Annotated in this window: 15 protein-coding genes; 3 read left to right on the forward strand and 12 right to left on the reverse strand. The window is 32.4% G+C overall.

Annotation, left to right across the window (positions count from 1 at the left end):
- Positions 1-104 precede the first annotated feature (104 nt).
- Positions 105-2,489 (reverse strand): penicillin acylase family protein, encoded by a 2,385-nt coding sequence (locus B0A75_RS10620; RefSeq protein WP_089054253.1) that lies wholly within the window; start codon positions 2,487-2,489, stop codon positions 105-107.
- 118 nt (positions 2,490-2,607) lie between these two features.
- Between B0A75_RS10620 and B0A75_RS10625 the strand changes: the two genes are divergently transcribed.
- Positions 2,608-4,164, forward strand: coding sequence for a hypothetical protein (locus B0A75_RS10625; protein WP_089054254.1), 1,557 nt, complete (start codon positions 2,608-2,610; stop codon positions 4,162-4,164).
- A gap of 181 nt (positions 4,165-4,345) precedes the next feature.
- Complete coding sequence (locus B0A75_RS10630; RefSeq protein ID WP_089054255.1) at positions 4,346-6,157, forward strand: hypothetical protein; 1,812 nt, start codon at positions 4,346-4,348, stop codon at positions 6,155-6,157.
- Positions 6,158-6,215: 58 nt separating this feature from the next.
- Here the strand turns inward: B0A75_RS10630 and B0A75_RS10635 are convergent, their stop codons facing one another.
- From B0A75_RS10635 to B0A75_RS10685, 11 genes are all read right to left on the reverse strand, one after another.
- Positions 6,216-6,659: a YMGG-like glycine zipper-containing protein gene (locus tag B0A75_RS10635; protein ID WP_089054256.1), complete on the reverse strand. Its 444-nt coding sequence runs from the start codon at positions 6,657-6,659 to the stop codon at positions 6,216-6,218.
- Between the two features lie 266 nt (positions 6,660-6,925).
- Complete coding sequence (gene kynU / locus B0A75_RS10640) at positions 6,926-8,203, reverse strand: kynureninase (protein ID WP_089054257.1); 1,278 nt, start codon at positions 8,201-8,203, stop codon at positions 6,926-6,928.
- Positions 8,204-8,462: 259 nt separating this feature from the next.
- Positions 8,463-9,512, reverse strand: a complete 1,050-nt coding sequence (queA, locus tag B0A75_RS10645; protein ID WP_089054258.1) for a tRNA preQ1(34) S-adenosylmethionine ribosyltransferase-isomerase QueA — start codon at positions 9,510-9,512, stop codon at positions 8,463-8,465.
- Between the two features lie 216 nt (positions 9,513-9,728).
- On the reverse strand, positions 9,729-10,958 hold the full coding sequence (locus B0A75_RS10650) for a 3-phosphoshikimate 1-carboxyvinyltransferase (RefSeq protein WP_089054259.1): 1,230 nt from the start codon (positions 10,956-10,958) through the stop codon (positions 9,729-9,731).
- Positions 10,959-11,056: 98 nt separating this feature from the next.
- Positions 11,057-11,383 carry a nucleotide pyrophosphohydrolase gene (locus B0A75_RS10655; RefSeq protein ID WP_012022600.1) on the reverse strand — a complete coding sequence of 109 codons (327 nt, stop codon included), beginning with the start codon at positions 11,381-11,383 and terminating at the stop codon, positions 11,057-11,059.
- Positions 11,384-11,385: 2 nt separating this feature from the next.
- Positions 11,386-13,377 carry a DUF3857 domain-containing protein gene (locus B0A75_RS10660; protein ID WP_089054260.1) on the reverse strand — a complete coding sequence of 664 codons (1,992 nt, stop codon included), beginning with the start codon at positions 13,375-13,377 and terminating at the stop codon, positions 11,386-11,388.
- 1 nt (position 13,378) lies between these two features.
- Positions 13,379-15,388: a DUF3857 domain-containing protein gene (locus B0A75_RS10665; protein ID WP_089054261.1), complete on the reverse strand. Its 2,010-nt coding sequence runs from the start codon at positions 15,386-15,388 to the stop codon at positions 13,379-13,381.
- A gap of 21 nt (positions 15,389-15,409) precedes the next feature.
- Entirely contained in the window at positions 15,410-17,317 is a 1,908-nt protein-coding gene (locus tag B0A75_RS10670; RefSeq protein ID WP_089054262.1) for a DUF3857 domain-containing protein, read from the reverse strand.
- A 64-nt stretch (positions 17,318-17,381) separates the two neighbouring features.
- Positions 17,382-17,834 (reverse strand): D-aminoacyl-tRNA deacylase, encoded by a 453-nt coding sequence (gene dtd / locus B0A75_RS10675; protein ID WP_089054263.1) that lies wholly within the window; start codon positions 17,832-17,834, stop codon positions 17,382-17,384.
- Positions 17,835-17,964: 130 nt separating this feature from the next.
- Positions 17,965-18,942 carry a ribosome small subunit-dependent GTPase A gene (rsgA, locus tag B0A75_RS10680; protein WP_089054264.1) on the reverse strand — a complete coding sequence of 326 codons (978 nt, stop codon included), beginning with the start codon at positions 18,940-18,942 and terminating at the stop codon, positions 17,965-17,967.
- A gap of 133 nt (positions 18,943-19,075) precedes the next feature.
- Positions 19,076-22,483, reverse strand: coding sequence for a VIT domain-containing protein (locus tag B0A75_RS10685; protein WP_089054265.1), 3,408 nt, complete (start codon positions 22,481-22,483; stop codon positions 19,076-19,078).
- 250 nt (positions 22,484-22,733) lie between these two features.
- Between B0A75_RS10685 and B0A75_RS10690 the strand changes: the two genes are divergently transcribed.
- Complete coding sequence (locus B0A75_RS10690; protein WP_089054370.1) at positions 22,734-23,783, forward strand: sialidase family protein; 1,050 nt, start codon at positions 22,734-22,736, stop codon at positions 23,781-23,783.
- Positions 23,784-23,985: the final 202 nt, after the last annotated feature.

Here is a 23,985-nt window from a genome sequence, read left to right on the forward strand (position 1 = left end):
ATAAAAACTGTTTTTTATGGGAAGTTTTTTTTTAGGATCAAAGATGCATAGAGGCAAAGGAACAAAGGTTTTTAAAGCTTACAACTTGAACCCTGAAACTATTTTTATTCCGGTTTCAAAATCAGTTTTGTCGATGTTTTTATAATCTCTTCTTTATTTAATTTCATTTTTCTAAACTTTCCTTCATTGTACATTTCTGCCTGATCGCTGTAATGTTTACTAAATGGATTTCCAGATTGTCCTGTTGGCAAAATACTCCAGCTGTTTTCAATATCCGAAAAATCAACAATTCGTCTGGTTGATGGGCCGCCTTTTACATAATACTTCCCTTCATTGTTTAGACCAAAAAATAAGTTATTAATTACTTCATTTGATCCCGGAGATCCAAAAGGCCCCACATTAAATAAGCCTCGAAGCGCAGCAACTTTTCCAAGCGGATGTTCGTGTTCAACCGTATGCACTTTCTCCCATTTCCAATCAGCAACAGTATTTCCTAATTGTTTTTGAAGCGCTGTAACAGTCTCATGAAATGATTTTACAACAATATCCTTTCTGGTTTCTTTTACATTTTTAGTTTTGACATTATCCCACCAAACTGAATTTTCATTTTTAATTTGATTGGCTATAACTTGTTTTCCTATCGAAATTCCTAAAAACAAATTAAAATTGTCTTCTCCCATCTCATCTTCAAAAGTATTCTTTAAATACAAATACACCCATTTATTATAAATCGTTGGTGCAACATCTTCAAGATTTGTTGTTCCCTTCCATGACTTTAAAACATTTACAGCTTCCTTTTCTTCTGCTGAAATAGTATTTAGATCTATATTTGAAATTAGATTTTTCACCGTTTCGATCGCAACATCAGAAGTGTTGTCGTAAATCATTTTGCTGATTGCTTCTTTATCCCAATCTGATTTTGCATCCATTAACCCCGAAATTCTTTTGGCGCGGTCTTCTGGCAGATAATATCCTGGATACAAATAACCATCGATTGCTTCGGGCTGATTATTGGCAGAATAAACATATCCCCATTTTGGATTTTCGGCAGATGGATTCTTTGAAAAATCTAAATATTCTACAATATCCTCCTTTCCTGTTGAGCCGTCTAAAATTAAATGCGTATTCACACCTTTATTATGTTTATACAATTTTCCAGTTGCCCACCAAGCCACATTTCCTTTAGCATCGCCGTACATCACATTTAATCCCGGCGCAGCAACTAACTGAGTCGCTTTTCTAAACTCCTCTTTATTTTTTGCGTGCGAAAGCCCATAAACAGCATCCAGAATCTGAATAGGCTGCTGCGTATACGTCCACAACATTGCAATTGGATTTTTCTTATCTAAATGATCCAGTAAATCATTCATAATTGGTCCGTGTCGGCTTGATTTAATCGTTAGAACAACATCCGAAGTATCTTTTACCTTAATAGTCTTTTTTCTAACTTCATAAGTTGCAAAACCAGTTGGAGTTTGATATTGATTTAAATCTCCCGTTTTGTTCTTTTCTTGATAAAAATCGATATCATCATTTTCAAACATGGTTAAACCATATGCATATTCTCGATTGTGTGCCAATAACGGAAACGGAGTTCCTGCCAAATAACAACCATACAATTCATGTTCAGGCGTTACAATATGCGCTTCGTACCAAGTTGCAGGCTGTGAAAACCCAATATGCGGATCATTCGCAAAAATCACTTTTCCGCTCTTCGTTTTGTTTGGACCAGCAACCCAGCTGTTACTTCCTATAAATGGCGGAATTGGCGATTTGTCTAATAAAGCTGTTATCGATTTTGAAATCGCTGTATACTCTTCAATACTCTCTTTTGAGCTTTTAATCTGCGTAGTATTAAATTCGCCTTCAATTCCTAAATCTTTCAAATAAGCGGCGCCGTATCTATTTCGAATATCTGTTAGTAATGGATCTGTTTTTTGAGCCATTGCAAAACTAAAAGACATATATCCAAAAATATTATAGACATCATTTATAGTGAATTTTTGCTTTTTAACACCAACAAGAGTAAATTCAATTGGCGTAGTTCCCTCATCTAAATATTGATTAATTCCGTCTAAATAAGCCTCCGTTAGTTTATAACTCACACTATTCTTGTCTAATTTTGAAATGGCTTTCGCCGAAGCTTCTTCAATTCCAATTCCGGAGAAAAACTTATCATTTTTAAGCGCAACAGATCCGAAAATTTCTGACAACCTGCCCGGAGCAATTCTGCGAAGCAATTCCATCTGCCACAATCTTTCCTGAGCATGAACATATCCAAGAGCAGTCATAGCATCTTTTTCAGAATCGGCATAAATATGAGGAACGCCGTATTCGTCAAAATAAACAGTCGTTTCTTTTTGAAGGTTTTTCAATTGCAATTCTCCTTCATATTTGGGTTTTAAATGAAAAATATAGGCACATAAACCTATTCCAATTACAACAACAAGTACTAATAAAACCAGCAGAAATTTTTTAAATCTTCTCATATTTTGCAAAAAGTATAAATAAATAGGGTTTGTAAAATGATGTAACCAAAAAACAGAATAATGTAAAATACATTCTCTTTTAAAGTCTAAATTTATGTATTTAAAATCAATACTATAAATGTCTGTCTATAAAAAAATAGCTATTGGAGTAATTTCTCTTTTTATTCTTGTAATTCTGATCAACATTGGTCTGAATTACTGGATCAAAAAACAGCTTCCAATAATTATTCACGAGAAGAACAAAACAGCTTACAACATCAATTACGAAAAAATTGAAGTTTCTCTTTTTTCTCGAAATATCTATGCCCAAACATTATTAGTAAGCCCGAAAAACGAACCAAAAGACAGTAAAAATGGGCTTTTTTCTAAAATTGAATCCATCACCATTAAACATTTTAATATTTGGGATTTGGCATTTAGAGATATCATCCAGGCTGAAAGTATCATCATCAATAAACCCCGAATTATTTTATACAAAAAAGGCGAGAAACTATTGAATAACAACAAAAGTATCAAAACCGAAATCATTGAACCTTTTCGAAAAATAATCGCTGTTTCAAATATTTATCTAAACAATGGAACGGTGGATGTTGTCTCTTTAGATACTGAAAAACCAATTTTCAGCATCAAAAAAATTATTCTAAAATTAGAAGGAATACTGCTTACAGATGCTACTTTAAGACAAAAAATTCCACTGCAATATAAAACGTATACATTAGTTATTGACAGCTTGTTTTATAGATCAAGCGCTTTTTATCATATCAATATTGGTAAAATAAGTACCGAGAAGAACTTTTTAAAAATCAACAACTTCTCTCACCTTCCGCAATTTAATCGACGAGAGTTTATTAAACGATTAGATAAAGAAAAAGATATTTATACCTTAAAATTCGATTCGGCACAAGTGCAAAAAATGAATTGGGGTTTTAAAAACGATCGCTTTTTCTTCAAAGCAAATTCAATTGTAATCAATCATTTTGATGCCAATATCTATCGCGGAAAAATGCCAAAAGATGATCTGAGCAAGAAATATCTTTACAATCATTTATTGCGAAATATTAAATTCCCACTTCAAATTGATACTTTACAGGTTCTGAAATCAAAATTGGTTTATGAAGAAGAAATTGATTTTGCCAAAGGTCCTGGAGTTTTAAATTTCGACAAATTTAATTTGCAGGCAACCAACCTGCAAAGTGGTTTTGGATTAAAAAAAACCGATGATGTCAAAATTAAAGTGAAATGTATTTTCATGAAAAACTCCCCGCTGGATGTTGATTGGAGTTTTAATGTTTTAGATAAAAAAGATAGTTTTCATATTCAAGGCGTTATTTCAAACTTTGATGTTGCCGCCATGGGACAATTCAGTAAACCTCATATGAACGCTTCCTTTACAGGAAACTTTAATAAATATCGTTTTAATTTCTATGGAAATGACAATATCTCAAAAGGAAATGCATCTCTAGATTATGATGATTTAAAAGTGAAATTATACAAAAAGGAAAAACCCGAAAAAGAAGCTAAACTCAAATCTGCCATTGCCAATTTATTGGTCAAAAACGATTCAAAAGACAAAGCAAAAACCGCTGATATCGAAATTGAACGGATTCAGGAAAAATCATTTTACAATTTTTTATGGCGAAGTATTGCAGAGTCTTTGAAGAAGATTTTGATTTAGTTTCTCAAACTTTTTCCGCCGCGAATTACACAAATGTTCATGAGTTAATCATAGAACTTGATTGAAAAAAAAATGGCGCGAATTCGCATAACTTGTGGCAAACAATCTACAAACCTGATAATTATCAGGTTTTTAAAAAATATTTTTTTTTTCATTTGCTTTTATTTTAACCTGAAAACAAATGACAAAAACACCTTTGCATACTTTCCATATTCCGGTAATGGGACTTGCCTATACGATAGACAGCCCAATAAGAGTGGCTCAATACGGGATTTCGTCTGTGGTTTCAATCGCTGATGACGATCTAATTGAAAAGATGCGTAATTTCTACAGCACTAAATTCAACATTCCATACGAAGAAATAAGTCAGAAATTTCACGATTATCGCGCTGAAAGAATTACTTCCTACTTAAATTTAGTTGACAAAATTGTAAAAGAAAAATTTGAAACTTTTAAAACTGAATTAGCAGAAAGCAAAACAGCTCTTGAAAATTTCATGTCGATGCTGCCTAATACTTCTGATATCAAAAAAGGTTTCCAGAATTTATTGGATGATGGTATTTCTTTTAAAGAAAACATTCAAAGCTATATTGAATCACATCTTTTTCCAGGAGAAATTGACGTTAACATTATGACAAAATTGGACAAAGATAATTTTATTAAAAATGAACAGCTTCCAATTGAATTTAATGACGCTCACGCAGCTTTAAGAGGTTTTGCAAATAGTAATCTAGAATCGTCTGTTGTACTTTCTGCAGGAATGAATCCGAGATTGTACAGCTACTTTGAAAACTTCAAAGATTTTTTTCCAAATGAAAAAAACGAACTGAAAAAGAAAATCATTCTAAAAGTGAGTGATTTTAGATCGGCTATGATTCAGGGTAATTTCCTTGCTAAAAAGGGACTTTGGGTTTCTGAATACCGAATTGAATCTGGATTAAACTGCGGCGGTCACGCTTTTGCAACTGACGGACTATTATTAGGGACTATTTTAGAGGAATTCAGACAGAAAAAAGAGCAATTGGTACAATCTGCTCACGATTTAATGATTAAGGCGCTACAGCTAAAAAATCAAGCTTTTCCAGAAAATCCTTTAGAGTTAAAAATTACGGTTCAAGGCGGTGTTGGAACTGCTGAGGAGCATGAATTTTTATTAAACCAATACAAAGTTGATTCTGTGGGCTGGGGAACTCCATTTTTATTAGTTCCAGAAGCTACTTCTGTAGATCAGGAAACACGAAATTTATTAATGAAAGCCAAAGAAGATGATTTGTATTTAAGTCATATTTCACCTTTGGGAGTTCCATTTAATACTCTGCGCGGCACTTCAAACGAAATCTTAAAGCAAAAACGTATTCATGAAAACAAAGCGGGAAGTTCATGCCCGAAGAAATTTTTAGCGTTAAGTAAGGAATATGATCCTCACGGAATTTGTACGGCTTCAAAAAAATATCAGGATATAAAATTGGCAGAATTAGAAAGCGTAAAAGATACTTTATCTGCTGATGCATTTGAAAAAAGCAAAATCAAAATCACAGAAAAATCATGTTTATGTGTTGGTTTAGCAAATGCTTCTTATCTTGAAAATGACATTAAAATAAAAGGTCAAGCGCAAGGCGTTGTAATTTGTCCAGGACCAAATATGGCTTATTTTGACCATGAAGTTTCATTAAAACAAATGTTACAGCATATTTATCAAGGAAAAACAATTTTAAGAACAAATGACCGCCCTAATTTATTTGTGAAAGAATTGAAAATGTATGTTGATTATTTTAGAAATGAAATTGAAACAATTTCTGGTGAAGTAAGCGCAAATCAGCTTAAAAAATGGAATTCTTTTAAAACAAATATTTTAGACGGAATTGAATATTATCAAAATCTATTTTCATCTACTTTTTACTTTAAAGCTGAAGAAGAAAAAATCAAAAAACAATTCGATTTTTATAAATCCGAATTAAACGCAATTTCATTACCAACTTTGCAATTAGCTTAAAACAAAACCCCGATCAAGATTTCTTAATCGGGGTTATTTATTTAAACAGAAAAAGCAGTTATTCTTTTTTCTTTTTACTATCAATAATAGCACCTGTTCCGGCTCCAACTCCTGCTCCCGCTAATCCGCCTATAATTGCACCTTGTCCTTTTTTCTTACTGACAATTGCTCCAGTTGCTGCACCAACTCCTGCACCAATTACCGCGCCTTTAGCTGCAGAACTCCAACCTTTCTTTTTAGCTGGTGCTGCTGCTGTTGTCGCTGCAGCAGTTCCATTTGCTTGCTGATGTACAACAACAACTTTTTCTTTTTCAGATTCAATTTTTTGTTCTTCTTTAATCTTAGCCATTTCAGTCTTCATTGAATCGATAACTCGCTGCTTGTTAATCTCAACTTTCATTGAATCAATACTGGCTTGTTTGGCTTTATTTATATCCTCTTTATTTTGATTCTGACAAGAAGTTAAAAATATTACCGCTAATAAAATATATAAGCCTTTCATGATTGTAGTTTTTAATAATTATACACTACAAAATAAAGAATATCTGCTATAATCTTTATTACAGAATTTTTTGGAAAGTTTATATGATTTGAAGATTATAGACTTTATTGGCAATTTTATGTCATTTCGAGGAACGAGAAATCGCACTAGAAATTCGACAAAGTTGGTGACATACTTTGTGGAGCAACTAGTGCGATTTCTCGTTCCTCGAAATGACAAACTGCATAGAAACTTTGCGCCTCTGCAACTTTGCGAGATTCTTCTTTCTACTTCCCTAAAATTCCTTTTTTCAAAATTTGTCCAAAGTCATACATATCCTCGTAAGAGCAATATAATGGAACTGGCGCCAGACGAATTACGTTTGGTTCACGCCAATCTGTAATAACTCCATTTTTCATTAAATAATCGAACAAGCTTCTTCCTTCTCCATGTAGAAAAACAGACAATTGCGAGGCTCTTTCTTCTGGATTTACAGGTGTAATAATTTCAAAAGTACTTTCAACCTCCTTATCAATTTCGTGCAAAATAAATTCTAAATAAGATGTTATATGATCACGTTTTGCGATTAAAGCATCCATTCCAACCTCAGCAAACATTTCTACAGAAGCTAAATAGGGTGCTAAAGACAGAACTGGAAGATTACTAATCTGCCATCCTCCTGCACCTTGAACAGGATCAAAGTTTGGTTCCATTTTAAAACGACGTTCTTTATTGTGTCCCCACCAGCCAGCGAAACGTGGTAAATCTGGATCATTGTGATGTCTTTCGTGAACAAAAACTCCAGAAGCATTTCCTGGTCCCGAATTCATATATTTATAACTGCACCAAGCAGCAAAATCTACATTCCAATCGTGAAGTTCTAATTTGATATTTCCAGCAGCGTGTGCTAAATCCCAGCCTACTTTTGCTCCTGCTTTTTGTCCGGCTGCGGTAATAGTTTTTATATCGAAAACCTGTCCGGTATAATAATTTACGCCTCCAATTAAAACTAAAGCCAATTCGTCGCCAACTTCTTCAATTTTCGCTAAGACATCTTCAAGACGAATATTATGCTCTCCTTCGCGGCGTTTGATTTCTACAATGGCATCTTCTGGTTTATAGCCATGAAAATTCACTTGACTTTGAAACATATATTGATCTGATGGAAATGCTTTTTCTTCGCAGATAATTTTATAACGCTTTCCTTTTGGCTGATAAAAAGAAACCATCAATAAATGAAGATTTACGGTTAAAGTATTCATAACGGTAACTTCTGAAGGAAGCGCTCCCACAATTTTACTCAATGGTTCAGCAAATCTTTCCTGATAATCCCACCAAGGTTTATCTGCATAAAAATGACCTTCGACAGCTAATTCTGCCCAGTCATTCATTACCTCATCTATATAAGCTTTTGTGCGTTTTGGCTGCAATCCTAAAGAGTTTCCAGTAAAATAAATTACTCGTTTATCATTTACTTTTGGAAAAATAAATTGGTCTTGATAGTGATTCAATGAATCTTGAGCATCTAATTGTTTCGCGAATTCGCGTGTATTTTGAAAAGTCATTGTGTTTTTGTTTTGAATGCTAAAATAACAAAAATTGTTTATTTTGTTTCAAGTTGATATGCTTCCTAGTCTTTAACCGCAAAGTTCGCAAGATTTTTTGTTCCGTTTGTGTTTGCCAAATGCATAAGAACACAAAGCTTTGCGAACTTTGCGCTTAAATCGCATAACGAACGTCAAACTTGAAACTTGAAACCATTAAAAACAGAAAACCCGACAGGTTCTAAAAACTTGTCGGGTCTCTTTATAAGATAAATTCTAATTAAAGAATTAACATTGCATCTCCGTAAGAATAGAATTTGTATCCTTCTTTGATTGCTTCGTCGTATGCTTTTTTCATTAAGTCATGACCACAGAAAGCAGAAATCATCATTAATAATGTTGATTTTGGTGTGTGGAAATTAGTAATCATACAGTTTGCAATACTAAAATCGTGAGGAGGGAAAATAAATTTATTTGTCCATCCTTCATAAGGATTTAAAGTATTCGCAGAAGAAACAGAACTTTCGATTGCACGCATAGAAGTTGTTCCTACAGCACAAATACGTTTTTTCTTTGCTTTTGCTTCATTTACAATGTCACAAGCTTCTTGTCTGATAATTAATTCTTCTGAATCCATTTTGTGTTTAGATAAATCTTCAACCTCAACTGGATTAAAAGTCCCTAAACCTACGTGAAGTGTAACCTCAGCAAAGTTTACCCCTTTGATTTCTAATTTTTTCAAAAGGTGTTTTGAGAAGTGTAAACCAGCAGTTGGTGCCGCTACAGCTCCTTCTTCTTTTGCATAAATGGTTTGGTATCTTTCAGCATCTTCGGCAGTAACCTCTCTGCTGATATATTTAGGAATTGGAGTTTCTCCAAGTTCTGTCAATTTGTTTCTAAATTCTTCGTAAGAACCGTCATATAAAAAACGTAATGTTCTACCACGAGAAGTTGTATTATCAATTACTTCGGCAACTAATGAATCGTCATCGCCAAAATAAAGTTTATTTCCAATACGGATTTTTCTAGCTGGATCAACTAAAACATCCCATAAACGCTGCTCAGAATTTAATTCTCTTAATAAGAAAACCTCAATTCTTGCACCTGTTTTTTCTTTGTTTCCGTACAAACGCGCAGGGAAAACTTTTGTATTGTTAAGAATTAAAACGTCTCCGTCATCAAAATAATTGATAACATCTTTAAACATTTTGTGCTCTATTGTTTGTTTTTGACGGTCAATTACCATTAAACGAGATTCATCTCTATTTTCTGCTGGAAATTCAGCCAAAAGTTCTTTCGGTAAATTGAAATTGAAGTGTGATAATTTCATATTTGAAGTTAGATTTTAAAATATCAATCTTAGACTTTTTTATCTAAAATTTTAAATCGCTTGCAAATATACGATTGTGAGATAGGCGTTGTCAAGTGTTTTGACGTTTATTTTCAAAAGCCCTTGATTTAGTGAGGTTTGCCAACCACTAAAAATACTTCTTTTAACCATATAAGAAATATAAGNNCTTATATTTCTTATATGGTTCAAAAAAATTTACAATTCTGAAACTTGAAAGTTTAACGCTTTTAAATCGTTCCAGAAATCTGGGTATGATTTAGAAACCACTTCGGCATCATCAATAATAATTGGCACTTTGATTGCAAGCGGTGCAAATGCCATTGCCATACGGTGATCGTTGTAAGTTGCAATATGAACATCGTGATTAATTTCTCCTGATCGCAATAAAGTCAAGCTATCATTAGTTACAGAAATATTGGCTCCTAATTTTGTAAGCTCGATTCTTAAAGCTTCAAGTCTATCCGTTTCTTTAATTTTTAAAGTATGAAGACCTGTTAAATAGCATCCTATTCCTAAACCTAAACAAGTTACTACGATTGTTTGTGCAATATCTGGTGTATTATTCAATTCAAAATTTACATCTTCATATGCAAAACCTGCCTGTTTTTCCAAAGTCATTTGATTATTTTGGAAGGTAGTTTTTACACCCATTTTTTCATAAAGAGAAACTAATTCTGAATCTCCTTGCAAGCTGTTTTCTTTATAGCTGCTTAAAGTTATTTTTGCAGCATCGGCCAAAGCCACGAGGCTGAAGAAATACGACGCAGAACTCCAATCAGATTCTACAACCATTTCTTTCGATTCAACAGATTCTTTAGGATAAACTTTTATTACATTTCCCTCAAAACTAGTTTGAATATCCAAATCTTTTAACAGAGCCAAAGTCATTTTGATATACGGAATCGAAGTAATTTCTCCTTCTAAAGTCAACTCTAAACCATTCTCTAATTTTGCCGCTACTAACAATAACGCCGAAATATATTGGCTGCTAACATTCGCTGCTAAAGTAACTTTTGAAGCAGTTACTTTTTTTCCTTTGATTCGAATTGGCGGATAACCAACTTCTTTTTCATATGAAATTTCAACTCCTAATTGTGCCAAAGCTTCAACTAAAATTTTAATCGGACGCTCTTGCATTCTGCTCGAACCTGTCATTACCACTTCTCTGCCTTCATTAACTGCAAAATATGCTGTTAAGAAACGCATTGCTGTTCCTGCATGATGAATGTCAACAATTTCGTCATTTCCAGCTAGAGCTTTCTGCATTACTTCGCTGTCATCAGAGTTAGAAGTATTGGCTAATGTAATATTTGGAAATAAAGCTTTTAGTAATAATAAGCGATTTGTTTCGCTTTTAGAACCCGTGATATTTAGTTGCGAATTATCAATCGTAAATTGTGAATTCGTGCTTAATTTTAAATTCATGATTTTAGTTATGTGTTGCGAATTGTGAGTGACATAATTCGAGTGCGCAATTTACCACTCCTCGCCCGTAAATCAAAATCTGAGTTAAAATTTCACAATTATTTCAATTTATCGTTGTTTTTGTGACGATCTTTATCTCTAACTGATTTTAAGTCCATTTTTTTATCAAAAGCGGCTTGTAAATCGATTCCTGTTTGATTCGCCAAACATAAAACAACGAAAACAACATCGGCTAATTCTTCGCCTAAATCTTTATTTTTATCACTTTCTTTTTCAGATTGTTCACCATAACGACGAGCAATAATTCTAGCCACTTCGCCTACTTCTTCTGTAAGCTGAGCCATATTTGTTAATTCGTTAAAATAACGAACGCCGTGTTCTTTTATCCAAGTATCAACATCTAACTGTGCATTTTTCAAATCCATCTTTAAGCTTTTTTTAGAACAATTTTTTCATTTTGACTAGCAATCATTTTTTGAAACAAAGTTTTCAATGCATTGTAGTCTTCAGCTGCAAAAATACTATTGTTAATGTCTTTTGAAAAGCTAAATTGAATTTTGTTTCCTTCGCTTAAAATATTTAATGATAAACTTATAGACTTATCTTCGAGCGAAAGTCTGGTTGATTTTGGAAGCATTTCTACAATATAACCTTGTGGAATTTCCAAAATTGCAAAAACTTTCTCTTGTGTAGGATATCCAAAATAAACTCCCATTTGTCTATCTTCCTGTACAAAAGGATTTTTTGACTGCGTATAAAACAACATAGGACTTACATACAATTTCCCTCCTATCCTTTCCACAAAATTATCAGTTTCAAAAGTAAAAGTTTCTACAAGCGGATCGGAAATATTGGAAATTTTATTAGTTACTAAATAATCAGAAATCTTTAGATCGCCAAGCTGCTGCTCCAATTTTTCGAGATAATTCTCTTGGTTTTGTTTTCCGTTTTCGACTCTAAATCTATAAGCTTTATAATCTGTTCTTTGAATTCTAATTTTTCCATCGATTTTTCCCTCTTCATTAATTCTAAAGCTTATATTAACATTTTCTCTTGAAGGTTGTAGCGGAACTAAATCAATTTCTTTAGAAGTTCCGTCACTCTTAATTAATCTTCCTTTCCAATTTAAAACATTTAAAGGAAGTATATCTGGTGATGTAAGTTTTCTAGATGCATCTAATAAAATTTGCTTTCCATCAATTTCAACTGCTGCAATTACATAATTAAACCCGGTTCTTGTAGGATAAATTGGAATTCCATTTTCAATTGTACTCACCAAAACGGGATTTGCTTCTATTCCTGCCCATTTCAACATAATTAACAGTATGAAATTGATTTCTACAATATTTCCAGTTTGATCTTTATATGCTTTTTCAATTCCTTTATCTGTGTATAAACTATTAATTTCATTCCAGTTCATTTTATTCTGAACGAACTGAAAAATAACATTCATTCTATCTTTTTGAGACGGAACATTTGCAACTATCTTTTTTACGTCTTCCAACAAAAAACTATTATTATTGAGCTCTTTCCCAAAATGATCATCTTTAAAAATAGTAGAAGCTACACCTTCCCATGTTATTGTATAATCCTTCACAGGCTGATCCGGCATTCGAACACGTTCTAATTCATGTTTAATAGAGCCTCGGTAATTCTCTATATTATTGACATAAGGTTCTTCTTTTAGCGCAGAGATATTTTTCCCCGAATAAAATGCATTAATCTGCTTGTAAGTCATCGTAAGACTTTGACCGTATTTATCTGTAAAACCCTGACTTCCAGTAACTATTTTAGAATTATTTTCTAAGACATGATTACCTACTAAAAGAGTTTTATAGACATAATATTCTGGAAACTCTGTTTTATATTCAAAATAATTTAAAGGAATACTATATTGAAAATCAAAATCGGGAAATTGAACAATGTTTTCAGTCTTTAAAATATATTTATATTCTATTATAGACCCAACTTTTACATTTGGAAATGTAATTGATTTTTCATTCCAGTATTCATTAATTTTCTTCTTGAATTGTGCTTGATTTTCAAGCTTTGTTTTTTCAATTTTACCATTTTCAAGATTGTAGGTTACCGCATTTGAAAATGTCAACAAGTCGTCATTTAAATTCTGATATCCAACATAATATTGTACCTTCTGATTGGCCCATTTGAGACCATCTTTTTTGTATATTTTGATTTTAAATTCATAAGTATGAATTGCTGAAAAACCGGTTTTATCATTATAAGTAAAGACCGTTTTCCCTTTTTTAAATAAAACTGCGGCTGCAGCTGAAGAATCTGCAGGATGTATTTTTTCCTGCAATTCATCAACAGTAACTTTTCCAAGCTCATAATTTTGAGCGTTGGTTTTCACAATTCCAAAGATTAAAAAAGCAATTAATACTAAGGTTTTAAAGTTCATATTAAATTCTTTTTAAAACTATTTTCTCTGTTTCTTTAGCAATCATTCCTTTATAATATTCTTTCAGCATATCGTATTGATCCGTTGAAACAATTGCTTCATTTATCTGATGCTGAATATTTAATTGCAATGTACTGCCATCTGAAGCAATATTAAATTTAAAGCTTCCTAAATTATCCTCCATATTAATAATGGCAGGTTTTGGAAGAGTCTCAACTGCAAAACCTTCTGGAATCCTAATAATAATATTATATTTATCTAAAAACGGATACCCAAAATCTACTGGATATTCTCTTACTTCTTGTTTAAATGGATTTTTTTCGTTTGTAAAAAACAACATTGGGCTAACGTATATTTTACCTCCTATAACTTCGCATAAATTATTCCCTGCAAACGAATATGATTCTGTAATTGGCATTAAGAGATCTTTTTCGTTTGTTTTTGAGTAATCAGAAATTTCTATTTTATTATTCTCATTCTCTAGTTTTTCTAAATATTCTTCTTCTTTTAAACTAAAAATATTCTTTCTGGTAATCATCGCATTATAATCTGTACACTGCCTTCTTGTTTTTCCTGTAACTTTACCTTCTGGATCAATACTGTAATTTATAAAAACAATATCATTTGAAGCCTTTTTAGGCATTAAATCCACCTCTTCAGAACTGCCGTCTTTTCTAATTAATCTTCCTAACCAGTTTAACGCTCTAAATGGTAAAACATTTGGAGTTGCAAATTTATCCGAAGCGTCTAATAAAATATTTCCATTTGGTGTTTCAACAGCAGCAATTACATAATTGAAAGCGGTTCTATTTGGAAAAACTGAAATTCCATTAGAACGTGTACTTACTAAAACTGGATTTGCGGTTAATCCTGCATTGCGCAGCATAGCCGTTAACATCAAGTTGATATCGGCAATGTTTCCTGTTTTTTCTTTATACGCTTTTTTTACTCCATTATCACAGCCATATCCGTAGTAATCATTCCATTTTATATTTTCTTTAACATGATTAAAAATTGCTGAAATTTTTTCTTCCATAGTATTTTTATCAGCTAATATTTTCTTCAAATCTTCCTCGAAATAGCCAGTTTTATTTAATTCCGGACCAAAATCATCATAATCATAAATTGTTTTTGTTACAGAATTCCAATCTGTTGAAAAAGTCTTTAGTGGTGAATTTGGAAATCTGGTCATCGATAATTCGTGTGCGATGCTTGATGTGTAATTATCAATATTATTAACATACGCTTCCTCTTTCATTGCTGGAAAATCCGTAGCAACGTAAGTAGTTTGCGTTTCTTGATAAGCTACTTTATCTTGCGAAAAACTAGTTCGAGAAACACCATCAGATCGCTCTTTACTAGTGAAGATAATATCTTTTGAGTTCTTCTCAGTTGTAATTTTTGGATAAACGTATCCTCTTTGTTTTGTATTAAAAACATAATACTCAGGAACGTACGTTTTAAACTCTGAATAATTCACTGGAATGCTGCTCTGAAAATCCCACTCCCTAATTGACTGAGCACTAGGACTTCTTACCGAATAACTAAATTCGATAACTGACCCTTCTTTTACATTAGGCATCGTAATCTTCTTTTGTCCTCTAAATTTGTTTACAACTTCATCAAAAGCTCCATCGCTTTTTAGCTTTGTTTTTTCAATTTTACCGTCTACCAGATTATAAGTCACTGCATCAGAAAAACTAACTTTTTCTTTAAAACTACCGTTATTATAATACCAAACTTTTTGGTTTGCCCACTCGTATCCTTCTTTTTTGTAAATTTTAATTCTGGTTTCAACGTCTGTCAAAGTAATAAACCCGTCGTTTGCGTCATATTCAATTCTTGTTTTTCCTTTTTTGTATAAGATCGCTGCGACGGCCGATGAGTCTTTAGGATGAACTTTTTGTTCCAGTTCTGCAATTGACACTTTTCCTAATTTAAATTCCTGCGCGTTTATTTTTGAAACAAACAACAACAGAATTGATAAACATAATGGTTTACTAAATTTCATTTTGGTTATGGTTTATTTGGGTTAGTTTTTGGTTAATATAATTTTTGCGTTATCGTTTCGCGAAACTTGCTCCATAAAAAGTCTATACTCATCATATTCTTTACTAGAATACTTTCCGTGATTTAAATACATAGACCTTTTATAGGTTAGCTTATTATTTTCTTTTTTAATTATCTCTGTTTTATATTCTCCGAATTTTCCTTTAAGCTCGTAATTTTGAGGAAGAAATTCGATACTAAAACCTGTAGGAAGATTTATTTCAATTTCATCTGTATCTAAATAACCGCGTTGAATTTGAAATGGATTTTTACGGTTTCTTATTCGTTTAACATTATTTGAGTTTTGATTGAAAGCATCAACAGTAAAAATCATTTTATTTCCTGTGATAGCGCCATAACTAGCTGCTGTTAATTGTATATCTTCAGCGAAACGAATATTTTCTTTATCGTTTTCAAATGTTATTTTACCAAGTTTGATGTTATTAATATTATCCCAGTATTTTTTATAATGTGCTTCTTTTTCTGTAGGCTGAAGTTTTTCAATTTGTTGCTTAATTCCATATTGAGAACCTGCTGAAATAATATTTACTTTACCTGAAAAAATACCATTTTCGTCTAAAGAATAGCTTCCTTTACTGAATTGAGTATTATCTTTTGATTCATAAATTTTTGTTCTTATTATTTCGCCTCCTTCTGGTTTAATTACGATAACTTTTCGATTATCCGTAAAATTTGCTTGATATCCAAAAGGATCACTTTGACTTGTACATTCTAAAAAAACATATTTATCATTATTTGGTATACATAAAATTGCATGATTTCCTTCTATCGAAAAGAAATCCTCATCAATATCTTTTAGATCACGATCACCATATAATTCAGTATAATATGACGGAACTCCTACAACATCTAAAAGCGCTCTTGTATAATTAGATAATGCTTTACAGTCTCCGTATCCTAAACGATCAACATCTGTTGCCAGCATAGGTTTAAAACCTCCAATACCTAATTGAATACTCACATATCTGGATTTCTCCTGTACATATTGATAAATGATTTTTGCTTTTTTTATAGGATCCGTTTCATTGCCGACAAGTGTTTTAATTTTTGTTTTAGTTTCTTCTGGTAAAATTGTAGTTCCATTTAAAATTTTATCCGAAAACCATTTTCCATACTCAGACCAGGTTTTAGCATTTCCATCAACTCCTTCTAAATTAAAATACTCTAACCCCATCGTTACTCGTGGATATAAATCTCTAAAAGCAGGACTGTAATCTTCTGGTCTTTGAGCAAAAATATTGGCTGCTGTATAGGAAATCTGAGTATCAGTCTCTTTTTCTTTTTTGATCTTAAAAACCGAGAATTGAAACTCTTTTTTCCTGAATCCAAGCGCATTAGGAAAAGTAACATTCAATACACTTTTTTCGACACTAAGAAAATAACTTTCAAGGGGATACCAACTAGGAATAAAAGCAGTTGTACTAGTTTCAATTTCACTATTATATACAACTGTAAACGGATAAGACACTGGAATATAGTTTAGATACAGCACTCTATTTTCAGAAAAAAGCGTTCCACCGCTAACTGCACTTTGGTCAATAAAATCTTTTCGTTTTATTTTTTTTATTTCGTTTCCAAATGCATCATAAACAATTGCTTCGATACTTTTTATTGAAGTTGTTTTATTATAATGTTCAAAAGCATCAATATCATTTAATCCTTTATCATTTAAAACAGATACGACTCTTTGTTTTTTAATATTCATGCTTCGCTGCGAAGCAATAATAATATCAGTTTGATCTAAACGAACAACGGCATTTGCATTCTCTTTTAAGCTATCTGCGATCGTTAAAACAGAATATTCGTTCTTTTGGGCAAAAGAAGTGGAGAAAAATGCGAGAAAAAATAACGTAATAAAAGCAGTTTTCATTAGTAAGTAATTTCGCCAAATATATATTATTTTTAGAAATCCTTAACATTTGTCTAATGATTTTTTAATCTCTGTTTTTACTGTCTATTAAAATAGTAACAGGTCCATCATTTATCAGACTTACCTTCATATCAGCGCCAAAAATTCCAGTTTGTACTTTTTTATCGAACTCTTTTTCTAAAGATTTTACAAAGTTCTCATACATGGGAATCGCAAATTCAGGTTTTGCGGCTTTTATGTAAGATGGTCGGTTTCCTTTTTTTGTAGAAGCGTGAAGTGTAAATTGACTAACGACAATTATATCGCCGTCGATGTCTTGAACCGAGCAGTTCATAACGTCATTTTCGTCTCCAAAAATTCTCATTTTTACTATTTTTCCAGCAAGCCAGTCAATATCTTCCTGAGTATCGGCATCTTCAATTCCAATTAAAATCAATAACCCTTTTTTTATGTCGGCTGTTTTTTGACCATCGACTGTTACAGATGCTTCGGAAACTCTTTGGACAACTACTCTCATTCTTTGCTTTTATTTTTAGCCACAGATTAAAAGGATTAAAAAGATTTCAAAATCAATATGTTAGATACACTTCGGTACATCTCTACAATAAAATCACTTTTGTATTCTGTTTTGGAATTTGGAATTTTAATTACTTTCTCGTTTCATCACTTGCTGCACGATCATCACCATAAATATCAGTTCGGTAATGTTCCTCATCGCCTTCTAATATCTTAAGATAACTGTTGTAGCGCGACCAGGCGATTTCATCTTTTTCTAAAGCAGCTTTTATGGCGCAATGCGGTTCTTCTTTATGCAAACAGTTATTGAACTTACATTGATCTTTAAGCTTAAAAAATTCTGGAAAATAACCACTGATTTCTGTTGGTTCCATATCAACAATTCCGAAACCTTTAATTCCTGGTGTGTCAATAATTCGGGCATCAAAAGACAGATCATACATTTCAGCAAAAGTTGTTGTATGCTGTCCCTGTTTACTTTGTTCTGAAATTACGGTAGTTTTTAAATGAAGGCTTGGTTCCATCGCATTCACCAAAGTTGATTTTCCAACTCCAGAATGTCCTGAGAACATACTTACTTTTCCAACCATCATTTCTTTCAATTTATCAACTCCTTTATTTTCTGTTGAAGAAATTCTTAGGCATTTATATCCTATTTCGGTATAAATATGTTGTAAATAAAGCTGATCGTCTAAAGTCTGTTCATTCAGCGTATCAATTTTATTAAAAATTAGAACAGCTTCAATTCCATATGCTTCGGCAGTAACCAAAAAGCGGTCGATAAAACTTGTTGTTGTTGGTGGATTATCAATTGTAACCAACAAAAATACCTGATCGATATTCGAAGCTATAATATGAATCTGCTTGGATAAATTAACCGATTTACGAACGATGTAGTTTTTTCTTTCGTGAATATTATGAATTGTTCCCGTTAAAGCATCCGAAGTTTCCTCTAATTCATAATCGACAATATCGCCTACAGCAATAGGATTGGTACTTTTAATTCCTTTCATCCTAAACTTCCCTTTCATACGGCATTCGATAAAATCGCCTTTTTCAGATTTTACGGTATACCAACTTCCTGTAGACTTATAAACGGTTCCTGTCATTCTTTAATTTTAGATTGCTTATTTTAGATTGCTTTATAAACCTAAAAAAATAAAAGGCAAAATTACGTTTTTAGAATGGAACAACGCAATTTCGCCTTTTAAATTTAAAAGACATCCGTTTAATTAGAAGACTTTACCAAATAATTTCGGCTAAAGCTTGATTCTCTTTTATTTTCCCTAACTGAATTGTTTTTAAAGTCCTAGAAGTTTTTCCTGCTTTGGTAATATAAATTTCGACCATTAATGTTGCCGGACCATTTTCCGTCAATGTCGTTTCTCCAAAGAAATTAGTTTTAATTTGATATTTTCCTTTTACAGCATTTCTGATTATATATTGTTCTGGGCCATAACCCTCTGTAAAATCTTTAGAAAACCTTCCTCCAATTTGTGTAGAAGTGTGGCTGTAATAACATTCTTCATTTGTTGGTTCAATTACATGCAAATCCAAATCAACATCCATTTGGTTCCAGTTCATAATGATTCTGATATCAACAGGCATTTTTGCAAGGTACTTTTTATCAAGCTTAGCCGTTTTTATAGCAGAATGTGCTGTTATCATTCGATTAATATCCATTAAAATAATATCTTCTACACCTTCATACTGACCGCTCATTTCTCCATAATAATTTACTTCAAGGGCTTTAATTAATTCATCAAAAGCTTCTTGATATTTTCCTGCATCTTCTAGTGTTAAAGCATAATCTCTAAAACTCTGTGGTTCATGTTCTCTCCATTTTACGACTTGTTTTGCGGTAAAAACGGCATCATTATAATCTTTCCACTGACGCAACGTATAAGTCAAAGTTTTATAAAGCTGATGATTTTCTAAACCTAAATCAGCAATATTACTAAGGATCAGCAGTGCTTTTTTAACATCGCCTTGATTGTAGAAAAAATGAGCTACATCAAAATAAAAACTCGGATTTCTTTCTTGTGCTTTTCTTAAATCCAAATACAAATCGTATTGTTTTTCTTTTGGAGCCGAGGCCAACGCTTTTAAATACAATCTGTCTGGATTCCAACTTTTTGTTTGCACAACTCCACTATTTGAAGATTGCTTTTTCGTTGTTATAATAATAACTCCATTTGCCCCTTTGCTGCCATAAGCCGAAATTCTCGACGCATCTTTCAAAACATCAACTGTATCAATATCATCTGACTTTAAATCAGTCAATTCACCCTCATAAAACTGACCATCAACTATAATTAAAGGCTTTTTTGAATCTCCAGCTAAATAACCTCTACTGAAATTTAAATCTTGTGAAAGGTCTTTGTTTTTTGAAGCATTTTCCGGAAGATAACCCACTAAATCTGATTTTTTTTGAGTACCGTATCCCACTACAACTGTTTCTTGTAATTTAGTAGAATTTGAATCTTCCCTAATTACTTCACTTCCAACTTTCTTATCCTTTAATTCCACAATTAATGGTATATCTTCAGTAACTTCTTGTGCTTTTGCAACTACAGGTGCAACAAATTTTACCTGATCAATTTTTGGCGGAGATGACGGAGGAGGGGTATTATACACAGCATTATCTTCAACAATAACAGTTGAAACTGATCCTGCTCCAACAGGTTCGTCTATTGTTACAGCAGCATCAGGATCTCCTTTTATAGTCTCAGTTCCAATTATAGTGTCAGTTCCAATTCTTAAATCCCCATTTCTGCTTTCAGCACTTGACGGCGGCGGTGGCGGAACTTGTCTTTTGTGTTTGTACTTAGATGCTATTTTTTGCCCATTATACTTAAGATTCTTTTTCCACCAAACATCTAATCCCTTAAAATAACTTTCTATATTGTCCCAATTACTTTTTTGCTGAGCCAGAGTAGTATCATGTTCTTGTTTTTTAATTCTGTCAAATTCAGCACGTAATTCTGCTGGGGGAATAATATCGTACATAATATAATCTCTCACATTTTCCAGAACAATCAATGAAGTATTTTTGGTTACAATGCCAAATTTCTTTCCAAGAAATTCTATTTCATCTGCGTTTTTAGCGTATTGCAGTTCAAGGTTGGCAATTTTTTTCTGCGCCCAAAGTTTTTCAATATTTACATCAATAGCACTTTGAACAGATGCATCAAGCATAATTTTCTTTTCTAAAACAGCTTCATTATTATAGCCGAATAATAAAGTGATTTCGTTTTTTGGATTTAAAGAAATTCCTGAAAAACTAAAATTTCCCGAAACTGAAGTTCCTTCCATCGGAAATAAATCAGTCACAGTCAAATTCTCTTTTATGCCAAGAAACTTCAAACTTGAATTTGTCATTTTATCCAAAGCCGTTTCTGAATTTATCTGGTTTAAATTGATGAAATTCCCGCCGGTTTTTGCTGAAGAAAAATTCAGAAAAGCAAAATCTGCAGAAACTGAAGAGGTAATCGCGTAAACAGGTTTTTTAGTTTTTGGCATAAAATTTTCGCTCAAAGAAGATAATCCATCGGAGAAGAATAAAAATTCATCTTGATTTTCAAAACTAATCTGAGAATAACGCGTTCCTCCATCGTATTTTGTATTTTCTAAAATGGTCTTTAATTCACTCCAATTTCCATTAGAAATCACAAATTCTTTTTGCTTTTCAAAAGTGTAATTTAAAAAGTACAAAGTCACTTTTGTGTTTTTTATCTTTTGGAAATAAGCATCCAGCAAATCCAATTCTTTCTTTAAATCTCGGTTTTTACAGCTCAATGAATTATCCCAAATCAAACCAATTGAAGCAGGAGTTTTTTTAGCGATTTTGTTTCCCTCTATAAAAGTATTTCCATAAAAATAATATTGACCGCCAGCATCCTGCATCACAACACTTGGGATATTTTGCTGAATTGGAATTTTAAGAACTATTTTTTCTTGTGGCTGATAATTTTCTTTTTTTAGTGAAGCCTGAAAAGCCTGATTCCATTTTGAAAAAGTAATTTCGTTTCCTGAATTCTCAGTAACAATTGGTGCCATTTCAGCTCCCAAAACCGAAACATTAATTTCGAACTGATCTAATTTCTTTGGAAATCGGCTTACCAATTGATACGCTAAATTATCTTTATCAAAAGCCGAAAGTTCTTCTTCATAACCAATAACAACAATTCGTTCGCCATTTGGCAGCAATGGATAAATTCTTGTTTTAAAATTATTTCCATCGACTTTTTCTAATAATCCTGGATCAACACGACGATGTTCGATTGCCTCAAAAACTTGTTTTCCTTTATTTTTATTCACCGGAACAGCTTCGCGCAATTTCCCGTTTATGTCAATCGCATATCTGGAAACCGAAACATTTTCTGGCAGCGGAAAAATAAGTTCTGCTTCCATTTGACGAGTTCCTGAATTAAAAAAATGCATTTCGGCAGTCGTGTAAGCAATATTGCCCACCACTTTTACATTGACGAAAAGCTTATTCATTCTCACTTTTTCGGCTTCTTCACCTTTAACAGTAAGTTCAGGACTTTGTGCAAAAGTTTTTGTTCCAACAAAAACAAGAAAGAAAAGAAATACATTCAAATTCATTTGAAAAATGCCCGACGCAGACAAAAACAATTTTAATTTCATGATAGAAAAATTAAGGTTCATATTGTTATAGAGAACAAAAAACAACAAAAAGTTGGGAAGATAATTATTTTATTTTTATCTGTTTAACACGAATTCAATATAGCAATAAGTTTATCTTTAGTGACATTGTAAATCATATCAATTTATTTAATTATATTCAGCGAGTAAACGAGTAAATAATAGTAAAATGTTAAATGATGGATTTAAAAATCTGCTTCATTTTTCTATTACATCTCAAAAAAAGAATAAAATGATATTGAAAACAAAATGTGCTATAACAGCTTTATTGGTAACCTTTCTTGTTTCTAACGGATTGAAAGCACAGACAAAAGCAATTAATATAGAAAGCAGTTATATTGCAGATCCACCCGTGACGACAAACAGCCATGCATCAACTTTGGTAGAATACAAGCCAAATGAGATTTTAGCTGCTTGGTTTGGAGGAAAATATGAAGGATCAAAAGATGTCGGAATTTATATTTCAGCTTATAAAGATAAAAAATGGTCGGCACCAAAAGAATTGATTCAGCCCTTAATAAAAGGTGCAGATACACTGCCTTGCTGGAATCCGGTTCTTTTTAAAGCTAAAAGCCAGAATTTGTATTTGTTTTACAAAGTAGGAAAAAATCCAAGAGAATGGTTTGGCGCTATGATTATTTCCAAAGATAACGGAACAACTTGGGGAGAACCAAAATACCTTCCAGACGGAATTTACGGACCAATTCGTAACAAACCTATTGAAACTATTCCAGGAATAATTTTATGTGGGAGCAGTACAGAAAGTGTTAATACCGACGAATGGAGAATCCATGTTGAAGAATATACAGAAGCGACTGATTCTTGGAAGAAAATAGCGGTAGAAAACCGACAGAACTTTAATGTCATCCAGCCGACATTTTTAATTCATAGTGCGACTGATATTCAGATGTTATCCCGAAGCAGACACAATAAAATAGTTTCAAGCTGGTCTGGAGATAACGGGAAAAGCTGGATAAGAACCAATACAATCAATGTAATCAATTCCAATTCAGGAATAGATGCTTTAACCATAAATAAAAACCTTTTTTTATTGGTAAATAATCCATTACCACAAGGAAAAGACTGGTTTAACGGAAGAAATATTTTGGACGTAGAATATTCAAAAGATGGTCTGAATTGGAAAAAATTATTTGATCTCGAAAAACAGGAAAAAGGCGAATTCAGTTACCCGGCAATCATCCAGACTACTGATAAAAAAGTACATGTTTTATATACTTATGATAGAAAGTACATCAAACATACCGCATTCGATTTGAATTAATCAGTACAATATGAGAACTCTTAAATCGTATCATCTTAATGATCCGATTTTCTCGCAGATTTATTTTCCATTTAAAGAAGCACAAAAAAATCCCCAAAGCTCGAAAGCAATGGGGATTTAATATAAAAAAACAATCTATTTTTAAAATTGTGATATAAGAAAACTTAAATTAACTTATATCACTTATGTATTTTAAAGAAAA

The organism is Flavobacterium oncorhynchi, from assembly GCF_002217355.1.
Taxonomy (GTDB): domain Bacteria; phylum Bacteroidota; class Bacteroidia; order Flavobacteriales; family Flavobacteriaceae; genus Flavobacterium; species Flavobacterium oncorhynchi.